Genomic DNA, 21,875 nt, shown 5'->3' with positions numbered 1-21,875 from the left:
CTTGCCGTTCAGCATATCGGGGGACCCCCGGCCCTCCGCAGCACTTCGCCGGACTGGCTGCCCGCCCGGACGTCCCCCCAGGTCTGGCCGGGTGCGGACGGCTCTGGAAGAGTGACGGCAGCAACCGCAGGGCTGTGCAGACGAGGGGCTCCGATGACAAACGCACCCGGTGCGCCCGGGCAGGGGGACGACACGCCTACGCCGAGCCGGGGCTTCGCCGGTCCCGACCCGGACGCATCCGCCGCCGCTCCGCCGAAGACCGGCGAAACGGACACCCCGTCCGGCACGAACGCCGGAAGTTCGCCGTCCGGCAGCGAAAACGCGGCTTCGGCCGGGGCTCATCCGCCCGCCGAGGCTGGGCAGGCCAGCGCGAATCCGTCGCCTGCCAGCGAAAACCCGGCTGGCGCGGCTTCGCCGCCGGGTGGGGAAGCTTCGGGGATTTCGTCGTCGGGCAGTGCGAATCCGGCTGGCGCGACACCGCAGCCGGGTGGGGAAGCGCCGGGAACGTCGTCTTCCGGCAGCACGAACCCCGCTGACGCGACACCGCAGCCGAGCGGCGAAACCCCAGCCGGAACCACTCCGGCGCAGCCGGGCGCGGCTTCTCCCGCCGGAGAAACCCCGCCGCCCAGCGTCTTCCCGCCGCCGGACGCGCCGCCGCCCTCAGCCGGTGGCCAGTGGCAATCCCCCGGCCAGCAACCGCTTCCGCAGTACCCCGGCCACGGCCGTCCCGCCCCGGGCTGGAGTCCGAACGGGCTGGGCAAACCGGGCGTGATCGCGTTGCGCCCGTTGAACCTCGGCGACATCCTCGACGGCGCGATCACCGCGATCCGCCGGTATCCGCTGCTGATCCTCGGGGTGTCCGCGGTCGTCGCGGTGATCTCGGCCGGGCTGAACCTCGTCGCGACGCTGTGGCTGCTGCCCGATTTCAACCGGGTCACCCAGCTCGGCCCGGCCGCGACGCCGCAGCAGCAGCTCGACGCGGCGTACAGCCTGCTGGGCTCCGCGCTCACCGCGCTGGTGCCGACGCTCGTGATCTCCATGCTGGCGCAGACTTTCCTCACCGGCTTCCTCACCGTGGTGATGGGCAAGGCGGTGCTCGGCCGTCCGGTCGACTTCGGTTCGGCGATGCGTGAAGCCGCGCCGCGGCTGCTGCCGCTGCTGGCGGTCACCGTGCTGTACACGCTGGCCACGATGGTCGCCGCGGCCTTCTGCCTGCTGCCCGCCGTGGTGCCGTACGTGTTCTGGTCGCTCGCCGGTCCCGCGCTGGTGCTGGAACGCGGCACCATCGGGCAGGCGTTCACGCGGTCGCGCCAGCTCGTCTCGGGCATGTTCTGGCGGGTGTTCGGGGTGCTGCTGCTGGCCGCCGTGATCGGCTGGCTGATCTCGGCGATCATCGGCGTTCCGTTCAGCCTCGGCTCGGGCGGGTTCACCGCCATCTTCGACCCGCAGGCGGGGAACCTGCCGGAGGTGACGACCGGCGGTCTGGTGCTGCAGTCGGTGGGCAAGGTGATCGCGGAGACGATCGTCATGCCGTTCACCGCGCTGGTCACCGTGGTGCTCTACATCGACCAGCGGATGCGCCGCGAGGGCATGGACATCGAGCTGGCCAGGGCGGCGGGCATCCAGCCGCCGCGGCAGGCGTGGTGATCGGTTTTCCCGCCGACGTCCCGGTCGACATCGACCGGGACCCGGCCCGGCTGCGGGCGGTCCAGGAACTGACCGACCCGAATTACGCCGCCGCGCGGCCAGGTCTGCTCGAACAGTTCTGGCAGTGGCTCGGGCAGCGGATTTCCGAGCTGTTCAACGCGTTGTCCGACGTGCCCGGCGGCCCGTTCGGCCTGCTGCTGGTGCTGGGCTTGCTGATCGTGCTGATCGTGGTCGTGCGGCTGCGGGTGGGCAAGGTCGGCCGGTCGGCGAAGACGTCCGGCGAGGTGTTCGGCGGACGGCGGCAGACCGCGGACGAATACCGGAAAGCCGCCGAGGAAGCCGCCGCGCGCGGCGAGTTCGCGGACGCGGTGCGGGACCGGTTCCGCGCGCTGGTGCGGGGGATGGAAGAGCGCGCGCTCCTCGACGTCCGCTCCGGCCGGACCGCGGACGAGGCCATCGCCGAAGCCGGAAGGTTCCTGCCGGAGCTGGCGGTTGAACTGACCGCCGCCGCGCGGCAGTTCGACGACGTGCACTACGGCGGACGGCCGGGCACCGAAGCCGGATACCGCGCCTTGTCCGAAGTGGACGAACGCGTCCAGCGCGCGCGACCGGTTTTGGCGGACGCATGAGCACGGCTGTTTCGCCGGATCTGCGCCGAATCTGGCGTGGCACCCGGGTTCCGCTGGCGCTGCTCCTGCTGATCGTGCTCATCGCGCTGGCGATCGTGCTCAGCCGCGGCGACCAGACGAGCGGCGAATTCGACCCCGGTTCCTATGAGCCGCGCGGCAGCCACGCTCTCGCGCATTTGCTGGAGCAGGAAGGCGTTCAGGTCCGCGCGGTGCGTTCGCTCGCCGAGGCCCGCGAGGCCGCCGACAGCGGAACCCTGCTGGTGACCAACCCGCAGCTGGTGCCGAAGGACGGGTTGGCCGAGCTGCGCCGCCGGGTCGCGCACCTGGTGCTCGTCGCGCCCGGATCGAAAGCGTTGGGCATGACCGCGCCGACGGCTTCCCCGGTCGGGGCGGGAGAAGTGCGTACGCTGCAACCGGATTGCACGGTCGGCGCGGCGGTCAGCGCGGGTTCGGTCACGCTCGGCGGCCGCCATTACCGCACGGACGACAAGACGGCGCGGGCTTGCTACCGCGACGGCGGCGAGCCGACTTTCGTGCAGCTGGCGGACCGGACCGGCACGGTGAGCGTGCTCGGCTCGGCGGACGCGTTCACCAACGACCAAATCGCCAAGGACGGCAACGCGGCGTTCGGCATGCGGTTGCTGGGCGATCACCGGAAGCTGGTCTGGTACGTACCGTCCACAGCGGACCCCGCGCTGGACGACGAGAAGAAACCGTTTGTCGACCTGATTCCGCCCGGCTGGCGGTACGGCGCGCTGACCGCGGGAATCGCGATCGTCCTTTTCGCACTGTGGCGGGCGCGGCGGCTCGGGCCGGTGGTGCGCGAACCGCTGCCGGTGGTCGTGCGGTCGGCGGAAACGGCGGAGGGCCGGGCCCGGCTGTACCGGCGGGGCGGCGCGACCGGGCACGCGGCGGAAACCTTGCGCGAGGCGGCCCGGACAAGGCTGCGGAAGAGACTGGGATTGCCGCGCGACGCCGGCCCGCCCGCGGTGGTGGAGACGGTGAGCGCGCGGACCGGCCGGGCGCCGAACGAGGTCGGGGCGGTGCTGTACGGCCCGTCGCCGTCCGACGAGGCGGCGCTGGTGCGGCTGGCGGACGAACTTGACGCGGTGGAACGAGAGGTGGAGCGTTCTTGAGTACCGAACAGAAGCAGGACGCGCGGGCGGCCCTGATCGCGTTGCGCGCCGAGGTCGGGAAGGCCGTGGTCGGCAACGACGCGGCCGTCACCGGGCTCATCCTCGCGCTGCTCTGCCGGGGGCACGTGCTGCTGGAAGGCGTGCCAGGGGTCGCGAAAACGCTGCTGGTGCGGGCGTTGGCCGCGTCGCTGGAGTTGAAGACGACGCGCGTGCAGTTCACGCCGGACCTGATGCCGGGCGACGTCACCGGGTCCATTGTGTACGACGCGCACAGCGGTGAGTTTTCCTTCCGCGAGGGCCCGGTGTTCACGAATCTGCTGCTGGCCGACGAAATCAACCGGACGCCGCCGAAGACGCAGTCGTCGCTGCTGGAGGCGATGGAGGAGCGGCAGGTGTCGATCGACGGCGTCTCGCGGCCGCTGCCGGATCCGTTCGTGGTGATCGCGACGCAGAACCCGGTCGAGTACGAGGGCACTTACCCGCTGCCCGAGGCGCAGCTGGACCGGTTCCTGTTGAAGCTGACCATGCCGGCTCCCTCGCGGGAGGACGAGATCGGCATTCTTTGGCGGCACGCCCAGGGTTTCGATCCGCGGAATCTCGCCGCCGCGGGGGTCCGTCCGGTGGCTGGCGCGGCGGAACTCGCGGCCGCGCGGGAGGCGGTCGCGAAGGTGACCGTCGGACCGGAAGTGATCGGCTACGTCGTCGACCTCTGCCGCGCGACACGGGAGCTGCCGGCGGTGCGGATCGGCGTTTCTCCGCGTGGCGCAACGGCTTTGCTCGCCGTGACGCGCGCGTGGGCCTGGCTGTCCGGCCGGGATTACGCGACGCCGGACGACGTCAAGGCGCTGGCCCGTCCGGCGCTCCGGCACCGGCTCGACGTGCGGCCCGAAGCCGAACTCGAAGGCGTGACCGCGGACGGTGTCCTCGACCGGGTGCTGGCCTCCGTGCCGGTGCCGCGCTAAATGGCCGTCACCGGGCGGCTCGGGCTGCTGGCGCTCCTGGGGGCGCTGGTGGTCGGGCTGCTGTTCCCGTCCGGCACCGGCGTCGCGGTGGTGGGCGCGGTGCTGCTGGTGCTGGTCGTCGTGGATCTCGTCTTGGCCGGGAGCGTGCGGGCGCTGCGGTTTTCGCGCAGCGGCACCACTTCCGTCCGGCTGGGGGAGCCCGCCGAGGTCACGCTGACCGTCACGAACCCCGGCGGGCGCACCGTCCGCGGCTCGCTGCGGGATGCCTGGCCGCCGAGCGCCGGTGCGGATGACCGGCACGCGCTGGTGGTTCCTGCTGGCGAACGGCGTGCGCTGACGACCGCGCTGCTCCCGACCCGCCGAGGCGACCGTGTTGCGGCCCGGGTGACCGTGCGCGCGGTGGGCCCGCTGGGATTGGCCGCGCGGCAGGGTTCGCACGAGGTGCCGTGGACGGTCCGGGTGCTGCCGCCGTTCCACAGCCGCAAGCATCTGCCGTCGCGGCTGGCGCGGTTGCAGCAGCTGGACGGCCGCAACGCGGTGCTGATTCGGGGCCAGGGAACGGAATTCGACTCCCTGCGCGAGTACGTGATCGGCGACGACGTCCGGTCGATCGACTGGCGCGCGACGGCCCGCGCGTCCGACGTGATGGTGCGGACGTGGCGTCCGGAACGCGACCGGCAGCTGGTTTTGGTGCTGGACACCGGCCGCGTCTCGGCGGGTCGAGTCGGCGACGCACCCCGGTTGGACGCGGCGATGGACGCGGCGCTTCTGCTGGCCGCACTGGCCTCCCGGGCAGGGGACCGGGTCGACCTGGTCGCTTACGACCGCCGGGTGCGGGCGTCGGTGCCGAATGCTTCGACGCCGTCCTTGGTGAACGCCTTGGCCACGATCGAACCGTCGCTGGTGGAGACCGACGCCCGGGGCATGGTGGCGGAAGTCTTGCGCCGCACGCGGCGGCGGGCTTTGGTGGTGCTGCTGACCGGGCTGGAACCGGCCCCGTTGCAGGAGGGGTTGTTCCCGGTGCTGGGATCGTTGACCGCTCGGCACGAGGTGCTGGTGGCTTCGGTGGCGGATCCGCGGGTAGCGGAGATGGCAGCTTCGCGCGGATCGGCGGAGGCGGTTTACGACGCTGCCGCGGCGGAACGGGCGCTGGCGGACAGGGAGTCTTCGGTGGCTTGGCTGACCCGGCATGGAGTGGGGGTGGTGGACGCGGTGCCGGAGGAGTTGCCGCCTGCGCTGGCGGACCGGTACCTCGCCCTGAAGGCGGCGGGCCGGTTGTAGGTCCGTGAGGGGAATCTGAGCCCCGCCGGGTTCCTTCTACCCCGCCTCCGGAAGGGCGTCTCCGGCGGCCCGCCGGTCCACATCCCCGGTTTCGCCGTCCAGTGCGGCCCGCCTTCCCAGCGTGAACACGTACGTCAGGAACAGCAGCTCCACCACCGCCCCGATGCCGATCCTCAGCCACGTCGGCCAGCCCGACGGCGTCACGAAGGCCTCGATCACCCCCGACACCAGCAGCACGCACGCCAGCCCCAGCGCCATCACCACCACTGACCGGCCCTGTTCGGCCAGCGCCGCGCTGCGCGAGCGGCGGCCCGGGTCCACCACCGTCCAGCCGAGTTTCAACCCCGTGCCCGCCGCGATGAAGACCGCGGTCAGTTCCAGCAGGCCGTGGGGCAGGAGCAGGCCCAGCAGCACGTCGCCGCGGCCGGCTGAGGACATCAGGCCGATCGCGACTCCGGCGTTCAGCGAGTTCATCCACAGCGCGGCGATCACCGGCAAGCCCAGCGCGACGCCCAGGAACAGGCACGTCGCCGCCACCCAGGCGTTGTTCGTCCACACCTTCGCCGCGAACGACGCCGCTGGGCCGTCCGAGTAGTACGTCTCGTATTGGCCGCCCGGCGCGGTCATCGCCTTCACCTCGTCCGGCGACACCAGCGACGCGCGCACCTGCGGGTCGCCCGCGATCCACACGCCCAGCACCGCCATCACCGCGACCGACAGCAGCGCCGCCGGGATCCACCAGCGGCGGCTCAGGTACACCGCGGCCGGGAAGCGGCGGGTGAAGAACAGGGCCACCTCGCGCCACGCCGGGCTGTGCGAACCGGCGACCGCCGAACGACCGCGCGCGACCAGCGCCGACAGCCTGGCCAGCAAGGCCGGGTCGGGCGCGGTCGAGCGGATCATCGACAGGTGCGTCGCCGTTCGCTGGTACAACGTGACCAGCTCGTCCGCCTCCGGACCGGTCAACCTGCGCCGTCCGGCGAGCTCGCCGAGCCGGTTCCACTCCGCGCTGTGCACCGCGACGAACACGTCGACGTCCACCGGCCACCTCCTCCACCGCAAGGATAGAGGCAGGCGCTCTACGCTGGCCTCGTGCAGGAAGAGTCCGATCTCGTCACCGGTGAGGCCGTCGTCCTCGACCTGCGGGTGGCGAAGCTCGCCAGCCGCGCGGTCGCGATGCTGCTCGACGTCCTCGTCCAGGCCGCGTTGCTGCTGCTCGTGCTCGTCGCGCTGACGCTGACCGCGGGGTCGTTCGACTCGGCGCTCACCGTCGCGCTGATGCTGACCGTGTTCGTGCTGGTCGTGATCGGCTACCCGGTGCTGTTCGAAACGCTCAGCCGCGGCCGTTCCCTCGGCAAACTCGCGCTCGGCCTGCGCGTGGTGCGCCTCGACGGCGGCCCGATCAGCTTCCGGCACGCGCTGACCCGCGCGCTCGCCGGCTTCTTCGTCGACTTCTGGGCGCTCGGCTTCCTCGGCGCGGTGGCCGTCATCGTGTCGCTGTCGTCGTCGAACGGCCGCCGCGTCGGCGACTATCTCGCGGGCACCCTGGTGATCCGCGAACGCGTGCCGCAGTCCGCGCAGGCGATTCTCGCGGTGCCGCCCGGCCTCGAAGCGTGGGCCGCGCACTTCGATCTCAGCGGCCTCACCGACAACCTCGCCATGGCCGCCCGCCAGTACCTCGGCCGCTACCACGATCTGCGCCCGGAAGCGGCCGCGTCGCTCGGCTTCAGCCTGGCACAGCAGATTTCGGCGGCGATCGGGGTGCCGCTGCCGCACGGGATGCCGCCGTGGGTCTTCCTCACCGCGGTGCTGGCCGAACGCCGCAACCGCGACCACGCCCGGATCGCGCCGCCGCAGTACGGTTCCTACGCGCCGCCGCCGGTTCCGCCTCCGGCACCGCCGAAGTCCGACAATCCGTTCACCCCGCCGAGCTGAGGACATGCTCGCCGACGACGTCACCGTCACCACCGCGCAGGACGGTCAGCTGACGGTCATCGAGCGCATCGTCACCGACGCACCCGCCAGGCACCGCATCGCCGAGCGGGTACCGGTGAGCGACGACGAGGACCGGCTTTATTCGATCACTGATCTCCAGATCTCCGGCGCTGCTACCGCCGACGGAACGACGGTCACGGTCACCGGGCCAGCCACTGTCAGGTACACAGTGGACGGTGCGGTCGCGGCTGGGCAGGTTCGGGTTCAGCTCACCGGAGGCTGGGATCGTTCGGTCGACCGCGTCACCGCCACCTTCAGCGCGCCGGGCGTGTCCACAGCGGACTGTTACGCCGGTCGGCCGGGGTCGTCTCGGCAGTGCACGTTTTCCGAACTCCGCCGCGGGGGCGCGCATGCCGAGCAGAACGTTCTGCGCCAAGGGGATCGGATCGAGCTGGCCGTCCAAACCGGACCGTTGCCGGAGAACGCCCGGTTTGTCCCCACTGGACCGTTGGCCGCCTTCGCGCCGGGATTCCCGACTGTCCTCGGTGGTCTCGCGTTAGTGCTTTACCTGCTCATCGGCGCCGGTGTGCTGCGTCGCCGCGCCAGGCCGCGTGGGGAACTCGACCTCACCGGCACGGTCCTCGATCTCGTCGCCCGCGGGCATCTGCGCATCGCCGACGGTCGGGTCAGCCACGGCGAAGCCGATCCGCTCACGCCGTTCGAACTAGCGGTCAAGACGGCCTTCCCGCCGGGTCCGCTCTCTGCCGCGCGGCCGGATCAGGCGCAACTGCGCGCCCTTCTCGACGCCGAAGCGCATCGCCATGGCCGGCTGTCCGCGAGGCAACCGCACGTCCGCCTAGCCGGGCTCCTCCTGGCCGCTGCGGGCATCGTGACGACCGTCGTCCTCGCCCTCACCGTCGGCGAGGCGCTGATCGGCGTCGCGCTGCTGATCGCCGGAATCGCCACCTTCCTAGCCGCTCCGCTCGTTCAACCCCGCCGTGGCCGCGCGCTGGGCGCTCCGGCAGCACGAGCCGAATCCCCGCTGGCCGCCGAAATCGACGCGATCCAAGCACTGGCCGAACGACGCTCGGCGGTGTCCGCGCAATGAAACTCGCCGCTCTGCTGCTGATCCCGCTGCTCGCCACGGCGCAAGACCCGCCGTCGCTGCCCGGCCTGCCGCAGAGTGTCGAAGTAGCGCTGAAGGTCCAGCACGACGGCAGCCTGTCCGTCACCGAAGCGGTCTCCGTACCGCGCGACACCTCGATGAGCCGCACCATTCCGTTGCGCGCCAACGGTCGCGTCCTCGGCATCCGCGACCTCAGCATCGAGGGTGCGGGCAACGCCGAATCCGGCACCGACCAGGTGACCTTCTACCTGCGCGGCGGAACGTCCGTGCTCCGGTACACAGTGGACGGTGCGGTCGGCACGAGCCTCGGCGTCGAGCATGTGACCTGGGACGTCGCCAGCGGCTGGGACACCCGCCTCGAACTGGTCCGCGCGACCTTCGCCGCGCCCGCCATCCCGGACGCGCTCAGCTGCCTCGCCGGACCGCCCGGCTCGACGACCCGCTGCGGCGCCGCACAGATCGACCACTCCGGCCTCACCCGCGTCTCAGTGCCGAACCTCCAGCCCGGATCGCGCGTACAGCTGACCGCCGAACTTCCCGGTGGCACTGTCGCCGCGACCGAGCGGCTCGTCCCCGACGGCCCCTTCGCCGCGAGCGCGCCAGTGTGGTGGGCCTGGCTAGCCTTCGCCGTGCTGTCGATCGCCGGTGTCGTCACAGTGTTCGTACGCCGCCGACGAGACCGACAGCCCGGTCGCGCCACCCCCGTACAGCTCCTCGACCACGGTCGCTTCTCTTCTCCGGACGGCGTGCTCCCTGGACACGTAGGACTGCTTCTCACCGGACGCGTCAGCTCCGTCGATCTAGCCGCGACAGTGCTCGACTTATGCGTCCGTAACTATCTATGGGTCAGCGAAGACGGCCTGCGCAACTGGACCCTCGTACGTCGCAACCCGCCCGACGCACACCTAACCGCCTTCGAACGCGCGGTGTACGAAGCCGCTGTGCCCGGCGAAGCCGCGACGCTCGCCGAAGTACGCGAAGCAGGCGTACGCGAACTGGTCGCGGACACGGTCCGTCGCGGCTGGCGCTCTCCGAAGCGGCTGTCGAAGATCGGCCCGCGGCTATGTGGGTACGGCGTCTTCCTCACTGTCCTACTGGCCTTCACCGTCGGTTACGCACAACTCGGGTTGGTGCTTCTCGCCACCGGCCTCGCGGTGACCGCCGCAGCGCACCTGCTGCCGACGCGGACGAAGGCCGGACTAGACCTCCGAGACCGCCTTCTCGGCCTCAACGCACAGCTGCTCGCCATGGAAGCGCCGGACGACGAACTGCTCGCCTCTCGCGCGCTCCCGTACGCGTACGCGCTGGGGGAAGCGGACGCTTGGCTAGTTAACGCTTGTTCGCTCACGGCGTACTGGTACGGCACGTCCGGCGAGGACGTTGTGCCGTTGGTGCGGACCAGGGGATTCGCGGCCGCACTGACCGTCGCGTTCGAGGGCGCGAGGCACCTCCGACCGGACGAGCCGAAGACGCCCGCGCCTGCGTAGGGTGGAGGCATGGCCGATCCCGAGCTCTTCCGTTTCACGATCGACAACGGTCTGCGCGTGGTGCTCGCTCCTGACCCGACCGCGCCGGTGGTCGGGGTCAGCGTGCACTACGACGTGGGCTTCCGTTCCGAGCCGGAGGGGTTGACCGGTTTCGCGCACCTCTTCGAGCACCTGATGTTCCAGGGCAGCGAAAGCCTGGAGAAACTGGCGCACTTCCGGCACGTGCAGTCCAGCGGCGGCACCTTCAACGGTTCCACGCACCCGGACTACACCGACTACTACGAGGTGCTGCCCGCCGCGGCGCTGGAACGCGCGCTGTTCCTCGAGGCCGACCGGATGCGCGCGCCGAAGCTGACCGCGGAGAACCTGGCGAACCAGATCGAGGTCGTCAAGGAGGAAATCCGGCTGAACGTGCGCAACCGGCCGTACGGCGGATTCCCGTGGATCCTGCTGCCGCCGGTGCTGTACTCCACTTTCGCCAACGCGCACGACGGTTACGGCGCCTTCGAAGATCTCGAGGGCGCGACGCTGGACGACTGCGCCGCCTTCTTCGACACCTTCTACTCGCCGGCCAACGCGGTGCTGACCGTCGCGGGCGACTTCGAGGTCGAGGAGGCGAAGGCGCTCGTCGAGAAGCACTTCGGCGACGTCCCGCACCGGCCGGCTCCGGTGCGCCCGTCGTTCTCCGAGCCGCTGCCCACCGCACAGCTGAACGGCGAGCACACCGACCCGCACGCGCCGCTGCCCGCGCTGGCCGTCGGCTACCGGATGCCGGACCCGATCAACGACCTCGACGGCTACCTCGCCTACCTGGTGCTGGCCGGCGTGCTCACCGACGGTGACGGCTCACGGCTGCAGCAGCGGCTGGTGCACGTCGAACCGCTGGTGGTCGACGTCGGCGCGGGCGCCGGGCTCTTCGGCCCGTTCGAGGCGCGCGATCCGGACACCTTCACCATTACCGCGATCCACCCGCCGGACGTGCCGCGCGAGCGGGTGCTGGCCGCGCTGGACGAGGAGCTGGAGAAGCTCGCGTCCACGCCGCCGGACGAACAGGAACTGAAGAAGGTCACCGCGCGCTGGGCGGCGAGCCTGCACGCGGAGCACGACCGGCTCGTGTCGCGCACGCTGGCGCTCGGAGCGTTCGAACTGCTCTACGGCGACGCGTCGCTGGTCTACCAGCTCGCCGACCGGCTGTCCGCGGTCTCCGGCGAGGCCGTGTCCGCGGCGGCGAAGGCGCTGCGCCCGGACGCGCGCGCCGTGCTCGTCGTGAAGCCCGCAAGCACCGAAGGGACGGAACAGTGACCTCGGCTGAACAGGTCAAAGCCGCACACCGCAGCGCCGAGGAGATCGGCCGCACCGCCGCCGGACCGCGTCCGCTGCCCCCGCTCGGGCACCAGCGCGCCGCCGCCGATCTGTCCCATGTGGACACCGAGCTCTCCAACGGGCTGCGCGTGCTCGCGGTGCGCAAGGCGAGCGTCCCGATGGTCGAACTGCGGCTGTGGATCCCGTTCGCGGGCGAGGACCGGATGCACGCGGCCACCGCGGAGGTGCTCGCGGAAACCGTGCTCACCGGCACCGCGCGGCGCGACCGGGTGGAAATCGACGCCGAGGTCGCGCTGATCGGCGGCGACCTCAACGCGGGCGTCGACCCGGAGCGGCTGTACTTCGGCGGCACCGCGCTGTCCGACGGTCTGCCGACGCTGCTGGACGTGCTCGGCGACGTGCTCACCGGCGCCACGTACGGAGACGCGGAGGTGGCGCGCGAGCGGGAACGGCTGATCGAGCGCATCGCGGTGTCGCGCACGCAGCCGCGCACCATCGCGCGCGAAGCCCTGCAGAAGCACCGGTACGGCGATCACCCGGCGACCCGCGAGGTTCCGCAGGCGGAGGACGTCGCCGAGGTGACCGCCGAGCAGGTGCGCGCGCTGCACACCGCCTCGGTGCTGCCGCGCGGTGCGGTGCTCGTGCTGGTCGGAGACCTTGACCCGCAAGAGGTTCCGGCCGAGCTGGAGCGCGCGCTCGGCGGCTGGAAGTCGGACCGTTCGGCCGTCGTGCTGCCGCCGCTGCCCACGCTGACCGGCGGCAACGTCCTGCTGGTGCCGCGTGCCGGTGCGGTGCAGTCGCAGATCCGGCTGTCCGCGCAGACGGTGCCGCGCGTCGATCCGCGGTACCCGGCGCTGCAGCTGGCGAACCTGGCGTTCGGCGGGTACTTCTCCTCGCGGCTGGTGGAAAACATCCGCGAGGACAAGGGATACACCTACGGCGCGCACTCGGGCTTCGAGTTCACCGGCGACACGGCAGTGGTCAATGTGGACGCGGACACCGCCAACGAGGTCACCGCGGCGGCGTACCTGGAAACCCGGTACGAGCTGTTCCGGCTGGGCACCGTGCCGCCGACCGCCGAAGAGGTGGAATCGGTGCGGCAGTACGCGATGGGCTCGCTCGTCACCGGCACGTCGTCGCAGGGCGGGCTCGCCGGGCAGCTGATGGCGCTGGCGTCGAACGGCCTCGGCATCGAGTGGCTGCAGAGCCACCCGGAGCGGCTCGCGGCGGTCACCGCGGAGCAGGTCGCCGAAGCCGCGGCGGAGTTCTTCGCGCCGGGCCGGTTCACCGGGGTCGTGGTCGGCGACGCGGACCTGCTCGCGCCGAAGCTGGCCGCGCTGGGAGTTTCGGCAAGCGAGAAGGACTGATGAGCGTTCCGTTCGAACTAGGGGCCCTGCCGACGCTGTCCCGTTCCACAGTGGACCGGCAGGAAACCTTGCGCACCAACCCGGAGCGGCTCGCCGCGAAATGGTCGGAAGCCCGCGTGGTGCTGCTCGACGACACCGGCCGCACGCCGGTCGTCGAGGGCAGCTGTTCGCTGGCCACCCGCAAGGCGATGGACTTCGGCACCGAACCGCCCGCCGACGCGGTGTTCCTCGGCGAGTGGGAAGACATCGATTACTGGTCGCTGCCCGGCAGTATCGAGGGCGACGTCGACACCGTGCGGCTGGCCGGCAGCTGGGGCGTGATCGAGGAGGTCCCGCGCGCCAACGGCGAGCTGTGGGTCGAGCTGCGAGGCTACGGCGAGCAGCTGGACGACACGTCGGCCGGGCTGTTCACCACCGCACAGGCACTGCGGAACTGGCGGCGGCAGTCGCGGTTCTGCAGCCGCGACGGCTCGCCGACGCAGCTGATCCAGTTCGGCTGGGCCAGCCGCTGCGAAGCCAAGGGCCACGAGGAATACCCGCGCACCGACCCGGCGGTGATCTGCCTGGTGCACGACCTCGACGGCGTCAACGGTTCGCACGTGCTGCTCGCGCGGCAGCCGATCTGGCCGCCGGACCGGTACTCGGTGCTCGCCGGATTCGTGGAGGCGGGGGAGTCCCTGGAGGGCTGCGTCGTCCGCGAAATCCGCGAGGAGGCCGGGATCGAGGTGCGGGACGTGCGCTACCTCGGCAGCCAGCCGTGGCCGTTCCCGCGCTCGATCATGCTGGGCTTCACCGCGCGCGCGGACCGCGACGCGCCGCTGGTCCCGGCGGAGGGCGAGATCGAGGAAGCGCTGTGGGTGTCCCGGGAGGACGTTCGGGCGGCGTTCCGCAACGCGGGGACTGGGGTGCCGACGCCGATCGCGGGTGGTGCGTCGAATCTGTTGTTGCCGGGCAACTCGTCGATCGCCCGTGTGATGTTGAAAGCGTGGGCGGAAGCCGAGGAGTAGCTCTTTCGGCGATGTGTGCCTCTGGGCCTCGTGAGCGGCGACGCCGGTGAGAACCGGCCTAGCCACTCACGAGGCCCTGTTGCGTCGTGGCCTCCCCGCCCCGGACCACGCCCTGCCCGCGGTCCGCCTCGGCCAACCCTGCGCGTTCGCCCGGTCACCCTGCGCCTAGCGCGGACATCTCGCGGTATCAAGCCGTTACCCCGCTGTTTCCCGAGCCCATTGACGTCCTGTGGCCGCGCTCACTACAGTCCCGGAAAACCGTCTGTAAAGTTTCCTAATAAAGGAGCAGCCAGGTGCGAGCCGGCAGTCCGCGAACGTTGCGCGAGATGAACGACCGCGCGGCGATCGAGGCGTTGCTGCGGAACGGGCCGATGACCCGGGGCGAGCTGGAGGCCGTCATCGGGCTGTCCAAACCGGCCACCGCGCAGCTGCTCACCCGGCTTGAGCAGGACAATCTCGTCGGCAAAGCGGGGGAGCGCGCGGGCGGCGGGCGCGGGCCGCGGGCTCAGCTGTGGGCGGTCAACGGCGCGCTCGCGCACGTCGCGGCCGTCGACCTCACCCCGCGGGTCGCGGACTTCGTGGTCGCCGACGTCGCCGGAGCCGTGCTCGCCGAGTACCGCGTGCAGCTTCCGGTGGCCGAGGACGCGGACGTCGTCGGTTCGTTCGGCCAGGCGCTGCGCCGGGTCGCCAAGTCCGCGGGCCTGCAGCTCGACGATCTGGCCAATGTGGTCATCGGCGCGCAGGGCGCGTTCGACCCGCGCACCGGTTTGCTGTCCTCGGCCCCGCACATCCCGGGCTGGCTCGGGTTCGACGTGCCGAAGCGGCTGAGCGACGAACTCGGCGTCACGGTCAAGATCGAGAACGACGTAAACCTTGTCGCGGTTGAGGAAATGACCGTCGGCAACGCGCAGGACGTCGACGACTTCGTGCTGGTCTGGCTGTCCGAGGGCGTCGGCGGCGCGGTCGTCATCGGACGGCGGCTGCTGCGCGGCGCGACCGGCGGGGGCGGCGAGATCGACTGGATGCGCGTTCCCGATCCGGCCACTGTGGACACTGGCGACAGCTGGCCGTCGGCCGGAGCGCGGTACGGCAACCTGGTCGACTCGTCCGCGATCGTCCGGCTCGCCAAGGCGCACGGCATCACCGCGGACAGCGGATGGGATGCCGTCGCGCAGGCTCGACGCACGGCACACCAAGGGTTTCTGGACGATCTCGCGCGGCGCGTCGCCAGCGGGGTCGCGAGCCTCGTCGCGGTCGCCGACCCGCAGCTCATCCTGCTGTGCGGCGAGACCAGCCGCGCCGGCGGCGACGAGTTCGCCGGGATCGTCGCGGAAAAACTGCACGAACTGGTCCTGCCGCGCACGCCCGTCGGCGTCGCTTCGGTGCAGGGCAACGCGGTGCGCGCCGGTGCGCTGCAGTCCGCGCTCGCCACCGCCCGTGAGGACGTCTTCGGCGTCGTCACCCCCACGCTCCTCGGGCCGCGCCGGTCCGCCGGAGAGCAAGCCCCGTCCCCGACCGAGTAGACCCACCCTAAGGACAGGAGGGTTCATGTCCGCTCCGACCCGCATCCGGAGAATCGCGCGCAAGCGCGGATCTCTGCTGCTCAGCGCCTTCGCGGCGAGTTCGCTGCTGGCGACCGCCGCGTGCGGCGCCGCCGCTCCCGCAGGCGGCGGCGACGCCGCGGCCCCGCCGAACAAGGACGACAAGCTCACCATCACCGTCTACAGCAAGTTCACCGACCGCGAGTACGGCGTGGTCACGAAGGCGCTGGACAAGCTCAAGGCGAAGTTCCCCAACATCACCATCAAGCACGAGGGGAACCAGGACGACGACAAGCTCACCCAGTCGATCCGCGGCGGCAACCCGCCGGACGTGGCGATCTCGTTCTACACCGACAACCTCGGCGCGTGGTGCTCCACCGGCAGCTTCCAGGACCTGAAGCCCTACCTCGAGCGCGACAAGATCGATCTCGAGCAGATTCCGCAGGCGGTCCGCGATTACACGTCGTACCAGGGCAAGCGGTGCGCGATGCCGATGCTCGCCGACGTGTACGGGTTCTTCTACAACAAGGCGCAGTTCGCGGCCAAGGGCATCGCCGGTCCGCCGAAGAACACCACGGAACTGTTCGAGGACGTCAAGAAGCTCACCGAGTTCAACCCGGACGGTTCGATCAAGACCGCGGGCTTCCTGCCGTCGATGCCGTTCTACGCCAACCAGGCGCAGTACTGGGCGCCGAACTTCGGGGCCAAGTTCATGGGCCCGGACGGCAAATCGTCGCTCGCTTCCAGCCCCGGCTGGAAGGAGATGTTCCAGTTCCAGAAGAAGCTCATCGACTTCTACGGCGGGCACGAGAAGGTCGAGAAGTTCAAGGCCGGTCTCGGTGACGAGTACTCGAAGGACAACGGTTTCCAGACCGGCAAGCTTTCGATGATCTACGACGGCGAGTTCCGCACCGCGTTCATCAAGGACCAGGTGCCCTCGCTCGACTACGGCACCGCGCCCGCCCCGGTGCTCGACAGCCTGGCCGGCCAGTACGGCGGCGGGTTCGGCACCGGCACGATCATCGCGATCCCAAAGGGCGCGAAGAACCCGGGCGCGGCGTGGGAGCTGATCAAGCAGGCCTCGCTCGACACCGACACTCTGGTCGAGATGGCCAACGGCCTGAACAACGTGCCGAGCACCAAGGATTCGCTCAACTCGCCGAACCTGAAGATGCCGCCGCAGTTCAAGACCTTCACCGACATTTACAACAGCGGCAAGCTGGTCGCCAACCCGACCACGCCGATCGGCGACGCGTTCCTCAAGGCGGTCAACGACTTCGCCGAGAAGTGGCAGGCCGGGTCGGTGCCTGATCTGGACGCGGGCCTGAAGAAGGTCGACGCGCAGATCAACGACGAACTGGCGCAGAAGGGCGCCGGCGGATGACCACGCTGACCACAGCGGAAACCGGAACCCCTGTCGCGTCGAACCAGGCGCGGCGGGGGTCTCCCCGGGCCAAGCGCCGGCGCACGGTGTTCTGGTTCATGGCGCCGGCCGCCCTCGGGTTCCTCATCTTCTTCGCCTACCCGCTCGGCGCGACGCTGTTCTACTCGTTCACCCGCTACGACCTGATCAACCCTCCACAGTGGATCGGGTTCGACAACTACGTGCGCATGTTCACCAGCGAACCGCTGGTGAAAACCGCCGCGTACAACACGTTGTGGCTGGTGATCATCCTGACGATCTGCCGAGTGCTGTTCTCGCTCGGCGTGGCGTCGGTGATCTCGCGGCTGAAGTCGGGCGTCGGCATCGTGCGCACGCTCTGCTACCTGCCCGCGCTCGCCCCGCCGGCGGCCGCGACGCTCGCGTTCGTCTTCGTGTTCAACCCGGAATTCGGTCCGGTGAACCGGTTCCTGAGGCTGGTGGGCATCGACGGCGGACTGTGGTTCAACAGCCCGGAAATGTCGAAGCCCGCGCTGACGCTGCTCGCGCTGTGGGGTTCGGGCGAGCTGATGATCATCATCCTGGCCGCGTTGCTGGACGTTCCGGCCGAGCAGTACGAGGCCGCGGAACTCGACGGGGCCGGTCCGGTGCGCCGGTTCTGGCACGTGACGCTGCCGTCGATCTCGCCGGTGCTGCTGTTCGGCGTGGTCAACTCGATGATCTACGCACTGCAGTTCTTCACCCAGGCGATCGTCGCCGCTTCTGCTTCGGCGGGTACCGCGGACGTCGCGGGCAACTCGAAACTGATTGGTGCGCCGGAAAACTCGACGCTGACGTATCCGATCTGGCTGTACGTCCAGGGTTTCCGGTACTTCAACATGGGTTACGCGGCCGCGATGGCGGTGCTGCTGTTCCTGGTTTCGGCTGGGTTCACCTGGATTCTGGTGCGGCAGATGCGTAAGACGCAACATCAGGAGGACGGAGCATGACGACGCTTTCGGCACCACCGCGTCCGGCTCCTCCGGTGCATCCGCGGGAAAAGTTCAAGCGGCGCTGGGACAAGAACCTGTCCTTTGTGGCCACCCACGCGGTCGGCATCGCGCTCGGCGTGATCTTCATGCTGCCGCTGCTGTTCGTTCTCCTCACCTCGGTGATGAAGAGCGACCAGGCGATGACCTCCAGTCTGTGGCCGACCGAATGGCATTTCGAGAACTTCGTCGAGGTGTTCAAGAAGGCCCCGCTGCTGGAGTACTTCGGCAACAGCCTGCTGTACTCGGCGCTGGCGACGATCGGGGCGCTGGTCTCGGCGATCCCGGCGGCGTACGGACTGGCGAAACTGCGGTGGCGCGGGCAAAACCTGTGCTTCATGCTCGTCGTGGTCGCGATGATGCTGCCGCCGCAGGTCACCGTCGTTCCGCTGTACGACCTGTGGGTGCGGCTCGGGTTCACCGGCACTTTGGTGCCGCTCATCGTGCCGTACTTCTTCTTCGACGCCTTCTCGATCTTCCTGCTGCGGCAGTTCTTCCTCACCATTCCGAAGGACTACCTGGAAGCGGCGAAGATCGACGGCTGCAACGAGTTCCGGGTGCTCACGCGGGTGCTGATCCCGATGGCGAAGCCGGGGATCGCGGCCACCGCGATGTTCTGCTTCCTGTTCACCTGGAACGACTATTTCGGCCCGCTGCTCTACACGGGCGAGAACAAAGACAACTGGCCGCTTTCACTGGCGATCGCGTCCTTCCGAGGCATGCACCACGTCGAATGGAACCTCACGATGGCCGCGACCGCGCTGATCATGCTGCCGGTGATCGTGCTGTTCGTGTTCGCGCAGAAATCGTTCGTCAAGGGCATCACGTTCACGGGAGTCAAGGGATGAAACTGGCAGTGGTCGGCGGTGGGTCCACCTACACGCCGGAGCTGATCGACGGCATCGCCGGACGGCGGGCCTCGCTCGACGTCGACGAGATCGTGCTGATCGACCCGGACGCCTACCGGGTCGAGGCGGTCGGCGATTTCAGCCAGCGGCTGCTGAACCACGCGGGGCATTCGGCTCGCGTGCGCACCACCGCGAACCTGGAGGAGGGGGTCGACGGTGCGTCGGCGGTCCTCATTCAGCTGCGGGTCGGCGGTCAGAAGGCACGCGCGTCGGACGAGACTTTCCCGCATCTGTGCGGGTGTGTCGGCCAGGAAACGACCGGTGCGGGCGGCCTGGCGAAGGCGCTGCGCACGGTGCCGGTGGTGCTCGACATCGCCGAACGCGTGCGCAAGGTCGCCGGCGACGACACCTGGATCGTCAACTTCACCAACCCGGTCGGCATCGTCACCCGCGCGCTGCTGCAGGAGGGGCACCGGGCGGTCGGCCTGTGCAACGTCGCGATCAACCTGCAGCGCAAGTTCGCGAAGCTGCTCGGCGCTTCGACCGGCGACGTTAAGCTGGTCCACACCGGACTGAATCACCTGAGCTGGGAGCGCGGCGTCCTGGTCGACGGCGTCGACCGGCTGCCGGAACTTCTTGCCCAGCACGCGGAATACCTCGGCGAAGAGGTCAGCGTGCCGGTCGAGTGGATGCAGCGGATGCAGGCCGTGCCGTCGTACTACCTCAAGTACTACTACTCGCACGACGCGCAGGTCGCGAAGCAGCAGACCGAGCGGCCGCGGGCCGAGGTGGTCAGCGACGTCGAGGAAGAACTGCTGAAGATCTACCTCGACCCGGAGCAGGTCACGAAGCCGGAGTCGCTGGAGAAGCGCGGCGGCGCGTACTACTCGGAGGCGGCGGTGCAGCTCGTGCACGCGCTCACCTCCGGTGGTGCCGCCGAGGAGCACGTGGTGAACGTCCGCAACAACGGCACGTTCGACTTCCTTCCGGACGACGCGGTGATCGAGGTTTCGTCCACTGTGGATTCCGCGGGCGCGACCCCGATCCCGCAGTCCCCGGTCGAGCCGCGGTTCGCCGGACTGATCGCCGGGGTCACCGCGTACGAGTACCTGGCACTGGACGCCGCGATCAAGGGCGGCCGGGACCGGGTCGCGGACGCGCTGCTCGCGCATCCGCTGGTCGGCCAGTACGCCAAGGCGGACCAGCTCGCGGACGAACTCGTCGCACGCAACCGGGATTTCCTGCCCTGGGCGCGGGCATGAGCGACGCCGTCGTCGCGATCGACGGGGGGAACAGCAAAACCGAGGTGCTGGTGGTTTCGCGGGACGGCGTCGTGCTCGGCGCGTCCCGCGGCCCCGGCGTTTCTCCCCAGCGCGTCGGAGTCGACGGATGCGTTGCCGCATTGGAAGAATTCGTTCAGGAAGCCCTCTGCTCCGGCGGCTTGCCGACTGAACCGCCGTTCGCCGTGCACACGTCGGCCTACCTGGCCGGCCTCGACTTCCCCCGCGAAGAAGAGGCACTGCACAAGGCTTTGTCGGCGCGCGGCTGGAGTTCCACTTTGGACGTCGGCAACGACGTGCTCGCTTTGCTGCGAGCCGGAAGTTCCGACGGCACCGGGGTAGCGGTGGTGTGCGGCGCGGGCATCAACGGCGCCGGCTTCGCCCCGGACGGCCGGTCGTATCGCTTTCCCGCGCTGGGCAAGGTGTCCGGCGACTGGGGCGGCGGGTACCGGCTGGGCGAGGAAGCCCTGTGGTGGGCCGTCCGCGCCGAAGACGGCCGCGGCCCGCGGACGGCGTTGGAGTCGGCGGTGGCGGAGTACTACGGTGCCTCGACGCTGCTGGATGTGGTGCAGGGCCTGCACTTCGAGGAAATCGACGCCGCCTCGATCCACGGCCTCTGCCCGCTGCTGTTCGAAGTGGCCGCGGCCGGTGACGAGGTCGCGCAGGACGTGGTGACGCGGTTCGCCGAGGAAGTGAGCCTGCTGGTGGCCGCGATCATGCGCCGCCTGGACCTCACGACGTCATCCCCCGAGGTCATCCTCGGCGGCGGCGTGCTGACCGGCGTCGGGGCGTCCGTGATCGCGGACATCGAACGGCGTTGTCTGAAGGTGGCACCACGGGCGCAGGTGCGCGTGGTGGAAGTGAACCCGGTTGTCGGAGCCGCACTGTTCGGTTTGGACAAACTCGGGGCTTCTGACGCCGCGAAAGCCGCGCTGAAGGCTGCGACGCAACGCGCGTGAGAAGTGGGGTGGCTGCCCGAAAAGCAGCCACCCCACTCTCGCCTCAGGCGGTGAGGTTCTTGCCCGTCTCCAGAACGGACTTCAGGTCCGACAGGACCCACGCCCAGCCGCCGCCCGCGTTCTCGCCGGGACCGGCGTTGATGTCCTCGTGCACGCCGGACACGAGAGCCGCGTGGTTCGGCGCGCCGGTGACGTCGTGGGTGACGGTGAGCCGGGTGCCCGCGGTTTGCGTTTCCTCGATGTCGTAGGTGAGCGTGGTGTACGGCTCGGCCACGAGGCTCGGGTCCATCCGCAGTTTCCACGTGATCACCAGCTTGCGCGGCGGGTCGACCTCGAGCACCTCGCCGTCGAGGAGATCGCTGGTGAAACCGGAATCGACGAACTCCTGCGTCGGCCTGGTGCGGTGCTTGCCGCCGCGCTTGAGGTCGAACTCCGCCAGTCCGGTGTAGCCGTACTTCTGCGTCCACTCCGGCTTCGTGATGGCGTCCCACACCGCCTGCGGGGTGGCCTTGATGTAGACGCGGTTGACCTGAACGGTCGTGGTGTCGCTCATTTTCCGGGCTCCTTGTAGGTTTCTTCGGCTTCCAGCTGAGCTTTGAGGTCCAGCAGCGCCGAGGTGTGGTGTGCGGTGTACTTGTCGATCCAGCGGTCGTGGATCTGGCGGATCGGGACTGGGTTCAGGAAATGCCGTTTCTCCCGCCCCTCCTTGCGCGAGGTGACCAGTTCGGCCTCCTCGAGCAGCTTGAGGTGTTTCATCACCCCGAACCGGGTCATGTCCACTTCGGACTCCAGCTCGGTGAGCGTGCGGCCGTCGCGCTCGTAGAGCAGGTCGAGCAGGAACCGGCGGGTCGGATCCGCCAGAGCCTTGAAAACCAGGTCCTCGTCGGGCACGCACCGAGGATAGGTGACCAAACGGTCACATGTCAACCGGAAGAACG

General features: G+C 69.8%; 20 protein-coding genes. 17 read left to right on the top strand and 3 right to left on the bottom strand.

Annotated elements, in window-relative coordinates; translation table 11 throughout:
- Window positions 1-153: 153 nt before the first annotated feature.
- From F9C11_RS01355 to F9C11_RS01335, 5 genes are read left to right on the top strand one after another with little or no spacing between them, the layout of a single operon-like run.
- The gene (locus F9C11_RS01355; RefSeq protein ID WP_409183136.1) at window positions 154-1,647 is read left to right on the top strand and encodes a hypothetical protein; all 1,494 of its coding nucleotides are present in this window, start codon (window positions 154-156) and stop codon (window positions 1,645-1,647) included.
- Window positions 1,641-2,276 carry a DUF4129 domain-containing protein gene (locus tag F9C11_RS01350; RefSeq protein WP_409183135.1) on the top strand — a complete coding sequence of 212 codons (636 nt, stop codon included), beginning with the start codon at window positions 1,641-1,643 and terminating at the stop codon, window positions 2,274-2,276. Before F9C11_RS01355 ends, F9C11_RS01350 begins: the two co-directional genes overlap by 7 nt.
- Window positions 2,273-3,412 (top strand): DUF4350 domain-containing protein, encoded by a 1,140-nt coding sequence (locus tag F9C11_RS01345; RefSeq protein ID WP_409183134.1) that lies wholly within the window; start codon window positions 2,273-2,275, stop codon window positions 3,410-3,412. Before F9C11_RS01350 ends, F9C11_RS01345 begins: the two co-directional genes overlap by 4 nt.
- Complete coding sequence (locus F9C11_RS01340; protein ID WP_409183133.1) at window positions 3,409-4,374, top strand: AAA family ATPase; 966 nt, start codon at window positions 3,409-3,411, stop codon at window positions 4,372-4,374. Before F9C11_RS01345 ends, F9C11_RS01340 begins: the two co-directional genes overlap by 4 nt.
- Window positions 4,375-5,655, top strand: coding sequence for a DUF58 domain-containing protein (locus F9C11_RS01335; protein WP_409183132.1), 1,281 nt, complete (start codon window positions 4,375-4,377; stop codon window positions 5,653-5,655).
- A gap of 36 nt (window positions 5,656-5,691) precedes the next feature.
- On the opposite strand, the gene F9C11_RS01330 is transcribed toward F9C11_RS01335, so the two are convergent.
- Window positions 5,692-6,696, bottom strand: a complete 1,005-nt coding sequence (locus F9C11_RS01330) for a stage II sporulation protein M (RefSeq protein WP_409183131.1) — start codon at window positions 6,694-6,696, stop codon at window positions 5,692-5,694.
- Window positions 6,697-6,747: 51 nt separating this feature from the next.
- Here F9C11_RS01330 and F9C11_RS01325 point away from each other — a divergent pair, with 51 nt between their 5' ends.
- The 12 genes from F9C11_RS01325 (at window position 6,748) to F9C11_RS01270 (ending at window position 20,937) form a co-directional block, all read left to right on the top strand.
- The gene (locus F9C11_RS01325) at window positions 6,748-7,590 is read left to right on the top strand and encodes an RDD family protein (protein ID WP_409183130.1); all 843 of its coding nucleotides are present in this window, start codon (window positions 6,748-6,750) and stop codon (window positions 7,588-7,590) included.
- Between the two features lie 4 nt (window positions 7,591-7,594).
- Window positions 7,595-8,698 (top strand): hypothetical protein, encoded by a 1,104-nt coding sequence (locus tag F9C11_RS01320; protein WP_409183129.1) that lies wholly within the window; start codon window positions 7,595-7,597, stop codon window positions 8,696-8,698.
- Window positions 8,695-10,203 carry a DUF2207 family protein gene (locus F9C11_RS01315; protein ID WP_409183128.1) on the top strand — a complete coding sequence of 503 codons (1,509 nt, stop codon included), beginning with the start codon at window positions 8,695-8,697 and terminating at the stop codon, window positions 10,201-10,203. Before F9C11_RS01320 ends, F9C11_RS01315 begins: the two co-directional genes overlap by 4 nt.
- 9 nt (window positions 10,204-10,212) lie before the next feature.
- Entirely contained in the window at window positions 10,213-11,505 is a 1,293-nt protein-coding gene (locus tag F9C11_RS01310) for a M16 family metallopeptidase (protein ID WP_409183127.1), read from the top strand.
- A complete protein-coding gene (locus tag F9C11_RS01305) occupies window positions 11,502-12,893 on the top strand; it encodes a M16 family metallopeptidase (RefSeq protein ID WP_409183126.1) in 1,392 nt (463 codons plus the stop codon). The genes F9C11_RS01310 and F9C11_RS01305 overlap by 4 nt, the downstream gene beginning before the upstream one ends.
- Window positions 12,893-13,900, top strand: a complete 1,008-nt coding sequence (gene nudC / locus F9C11_RS01300) for an NAD(+) diphosphatase (protein ID WP_409183125.1) — start codon at window positions 12,893-12,895, stop codon at window positions 13,898-13,900. Before F9C11_RS01305 ends, nudC begins: the two co-directional genes overlap by 1 nt.
- Window positions 13,901-14,226: 326 nt before the next feature.
- A complete protein-coding gene (locus F9C11_RS01295; RefSeq protein ID WP_409186784.1) occupies window positions 14,227-15,423 on the top strand; it encodes an ROK family transcriptional regulator in 1,197 nt (398 codons plus the stop codon).
- A 25-nt stretch (window positions 15,424-15,448) separates the two neighbouring features.
- Window positions 15,449-16,825: an extracellular solute-binding protein gene (locus F9C11_RS01290; RefSeq protein WP_409183124.1), complete on the top strand. Its 1,377-nt coding sequence runs from the start codon at window positions 15,449-15,451 to the stop codon at window positions 16,823-16,825.
- Complete coding sequence (locus tag F9C11_RS01285; protein ID WP_409183123.1) at window positions 16,822-17,811, top strand: carbohydrate ABC transporter permease; 990 nt, start codon at window positions 16,822-16,824, stop codon at window positions 17,809-17,811. Before F9C11_RS01290 ends, F9C11_RS01285 begins: the two co-directional genes overlap by 4 nt.
- Window positions 17,808-18,698: a carbohydrate ABC transporter permease gene (locus tag F9C11_RS01280; RefSeq protein ID WP_409183122.1), complete on the top strand. Its 891-nt coding sequence runs from the start codon at window positions 17,808-17,810 to the stop codon at window positions 18,696-18,698. The genes F9C11_RS01285 and F9C11_RS01280 overlap by 4 nt, the downstream gene beginning before the upstream one ends.
- A complete protein-coding gene (locus F9C11_RS01275; protein WP_409183121.1) occupies window positions 18,695-19,960 on the top strand; it encodes a 6-phospho-beta-glucosidase in 1,266 nt (421 codons plus the stop codon). Before F9C11_RS01280 ends, F9C11_RS01275 begins: the two co-directional genes overlap by 4 nt.
- Complete coding sequence (locus F9C11_RS01270) at window positions 19,957-20,937, top strand: N-acetylglucosamine kinase (RefSeq protein WP_409183120.1); 981 nt, start codon at window positions 19,957-19,959, stop codon at window positions 20,935-20,937. The genes F9C11_RS01275 and F9C11_RS01270 overlap by 4 nt, the downstream gene beginning before the upstream one ends.
- A 43-nt stretch (window positions 20,938-20,980) precedes the next feature.
- Here the strand turns inward: F9C11_RS01270 and F9C11_RS01265 are convergent, their stop codons facing one another.
- Window positions 20,981-21,490, bottom strand: coding sequence for an SRPBCC domain-containing protein (locus tag F9C11_RS01265; protein WP_409183119.1), 510 nt, complete (start codon window positions 21,488-21,490; stop codon window positions 20,981-20,983).
- Window positions 21,487-21,828 (bottom strand): ArsR/SmtB family transcription factor, encoded by a 342-nt coding sequence (locus tag F9C11_RS01260; protein ID WP_409183118.1) that lies wholly within the window; start codon window positions 21,826-21,828, stop codon window positions 21,487-21,489. The genes F9C11_RS01265 and F9C11_RS01260 overlap by 4 nt, the downstream gene beginning before the upstream one ends.
- Window positions 21,829-21,875: the final 47 nt, after the last annotated feature.

Source organism: Amycolatopsis sp. VS8301801F10 (genome assembly GCF_046195355.1).
In the GTDB taxonomy this organism is placed as follows: Bacteria; Actinomycetota; Actinomycetes; order Mycobacteriales; family Pseudonocardiaceae; genus Amycolatopsis.
The sequence above is the reverse complement of the archived record's forward strand: the minus strand, read 5'-3'. Positions and strand labels throughout refer to the sequence as shown.

Coding starts and splice junctions, on each gene's coding strand:
- F9C11_RS01290 (WP_409183124.1), top strand. CDS start 15,449: ATGTCCGCTCCGACCCGCATCCGGAGAATCGCGCGCAAGCGCGGATCT.
- F9C11_RS01280 (WP_409183122.1), top strand. CDS start 17,808: ATGACGACGCTTTCGGCACCACCGCGTCCGGCTCCTCCGGTGCATCCG.
- F9C11_RS01295 (WP_409186784.1), top strand. CDS start 14,227: ATGAACGACCGCGCGGCGATCGAGGCGTTGCTGCGGAACGGGCCGATG.
- F9C11_RS01335 (WP_409183132.1), top strand. CDS start 4,375: ATGGCCGTCACCGGGCGGCTCGGGCTGCTGGCGCTCCTGGGGGCGCTG.
- F9C11_RS01355 (WP_409183136.1), top strand. CDS start 154: ATGACAAACGCACCCGGTGCGCCCGGGCAGGGGGACGACACGCCTACG.
- F9C11_RS01345 (WP_409183134.1), top strand. CDS start 2,273: ATGAGCACGGCTGTTTCGCCGGATCTGCGCCGAATCTGGCGTGGCACC.
- F9C11_RS01265 (WP_409183119.1), bottom strand. CDS start 21,490: ATGAGCGACACCACGACCGTTCAGGTCAACCGCGTCTACATCAAGGCC.
- F9C11_RS01270 (WP_409183120.1), top strand. CDS start 19,957: ATGAGCGACGCCGTCGTCGCGATCGACGGGGGGAACAGCAAAACCGAG.
- F9C11_RS01310 (WP_409183127.1), top strand. CDS start 10,213: ATGGCCGATCCCGAGCTCTTCCGTTTCACGATCGACAACGGTCTGCGC.
- F9C11_RS01285 (WP_409183123.1), top strand. CDS start 16,822: ATGACCACGCTGACCACAGCGGAAACCGGAACCCCTGTCGCGTCGAAC.
- F9C11_RS01275 (WP_409183121.1), top strand. CDS start 18,695: ATGAAACTGGCAGTGGTCGGCGGTGGGTCCACCTACACGCCGGAGCTG.
- F9C11_RS01315 (WP_409183128.1), top strand. CDS start 8,695: ATGAAACTCGCCGCTCTGCTGCTGATCCCGCTGCTCGCCACGGCGCAA.
- nudC (WP_409183125.1), top strand. CDS start 12,893: ATGAGCGTTCCGTTCGAACTAGGGGCCCTGCCGACGCTGTCCCGTTCC.
- F9C11_RS01320 (WP_409183129.1), top strand. CDS start 7,595: ATGCTCGCCGACGACGTCACCGTCACCACCGCGCAGGACGGTCAGCTG.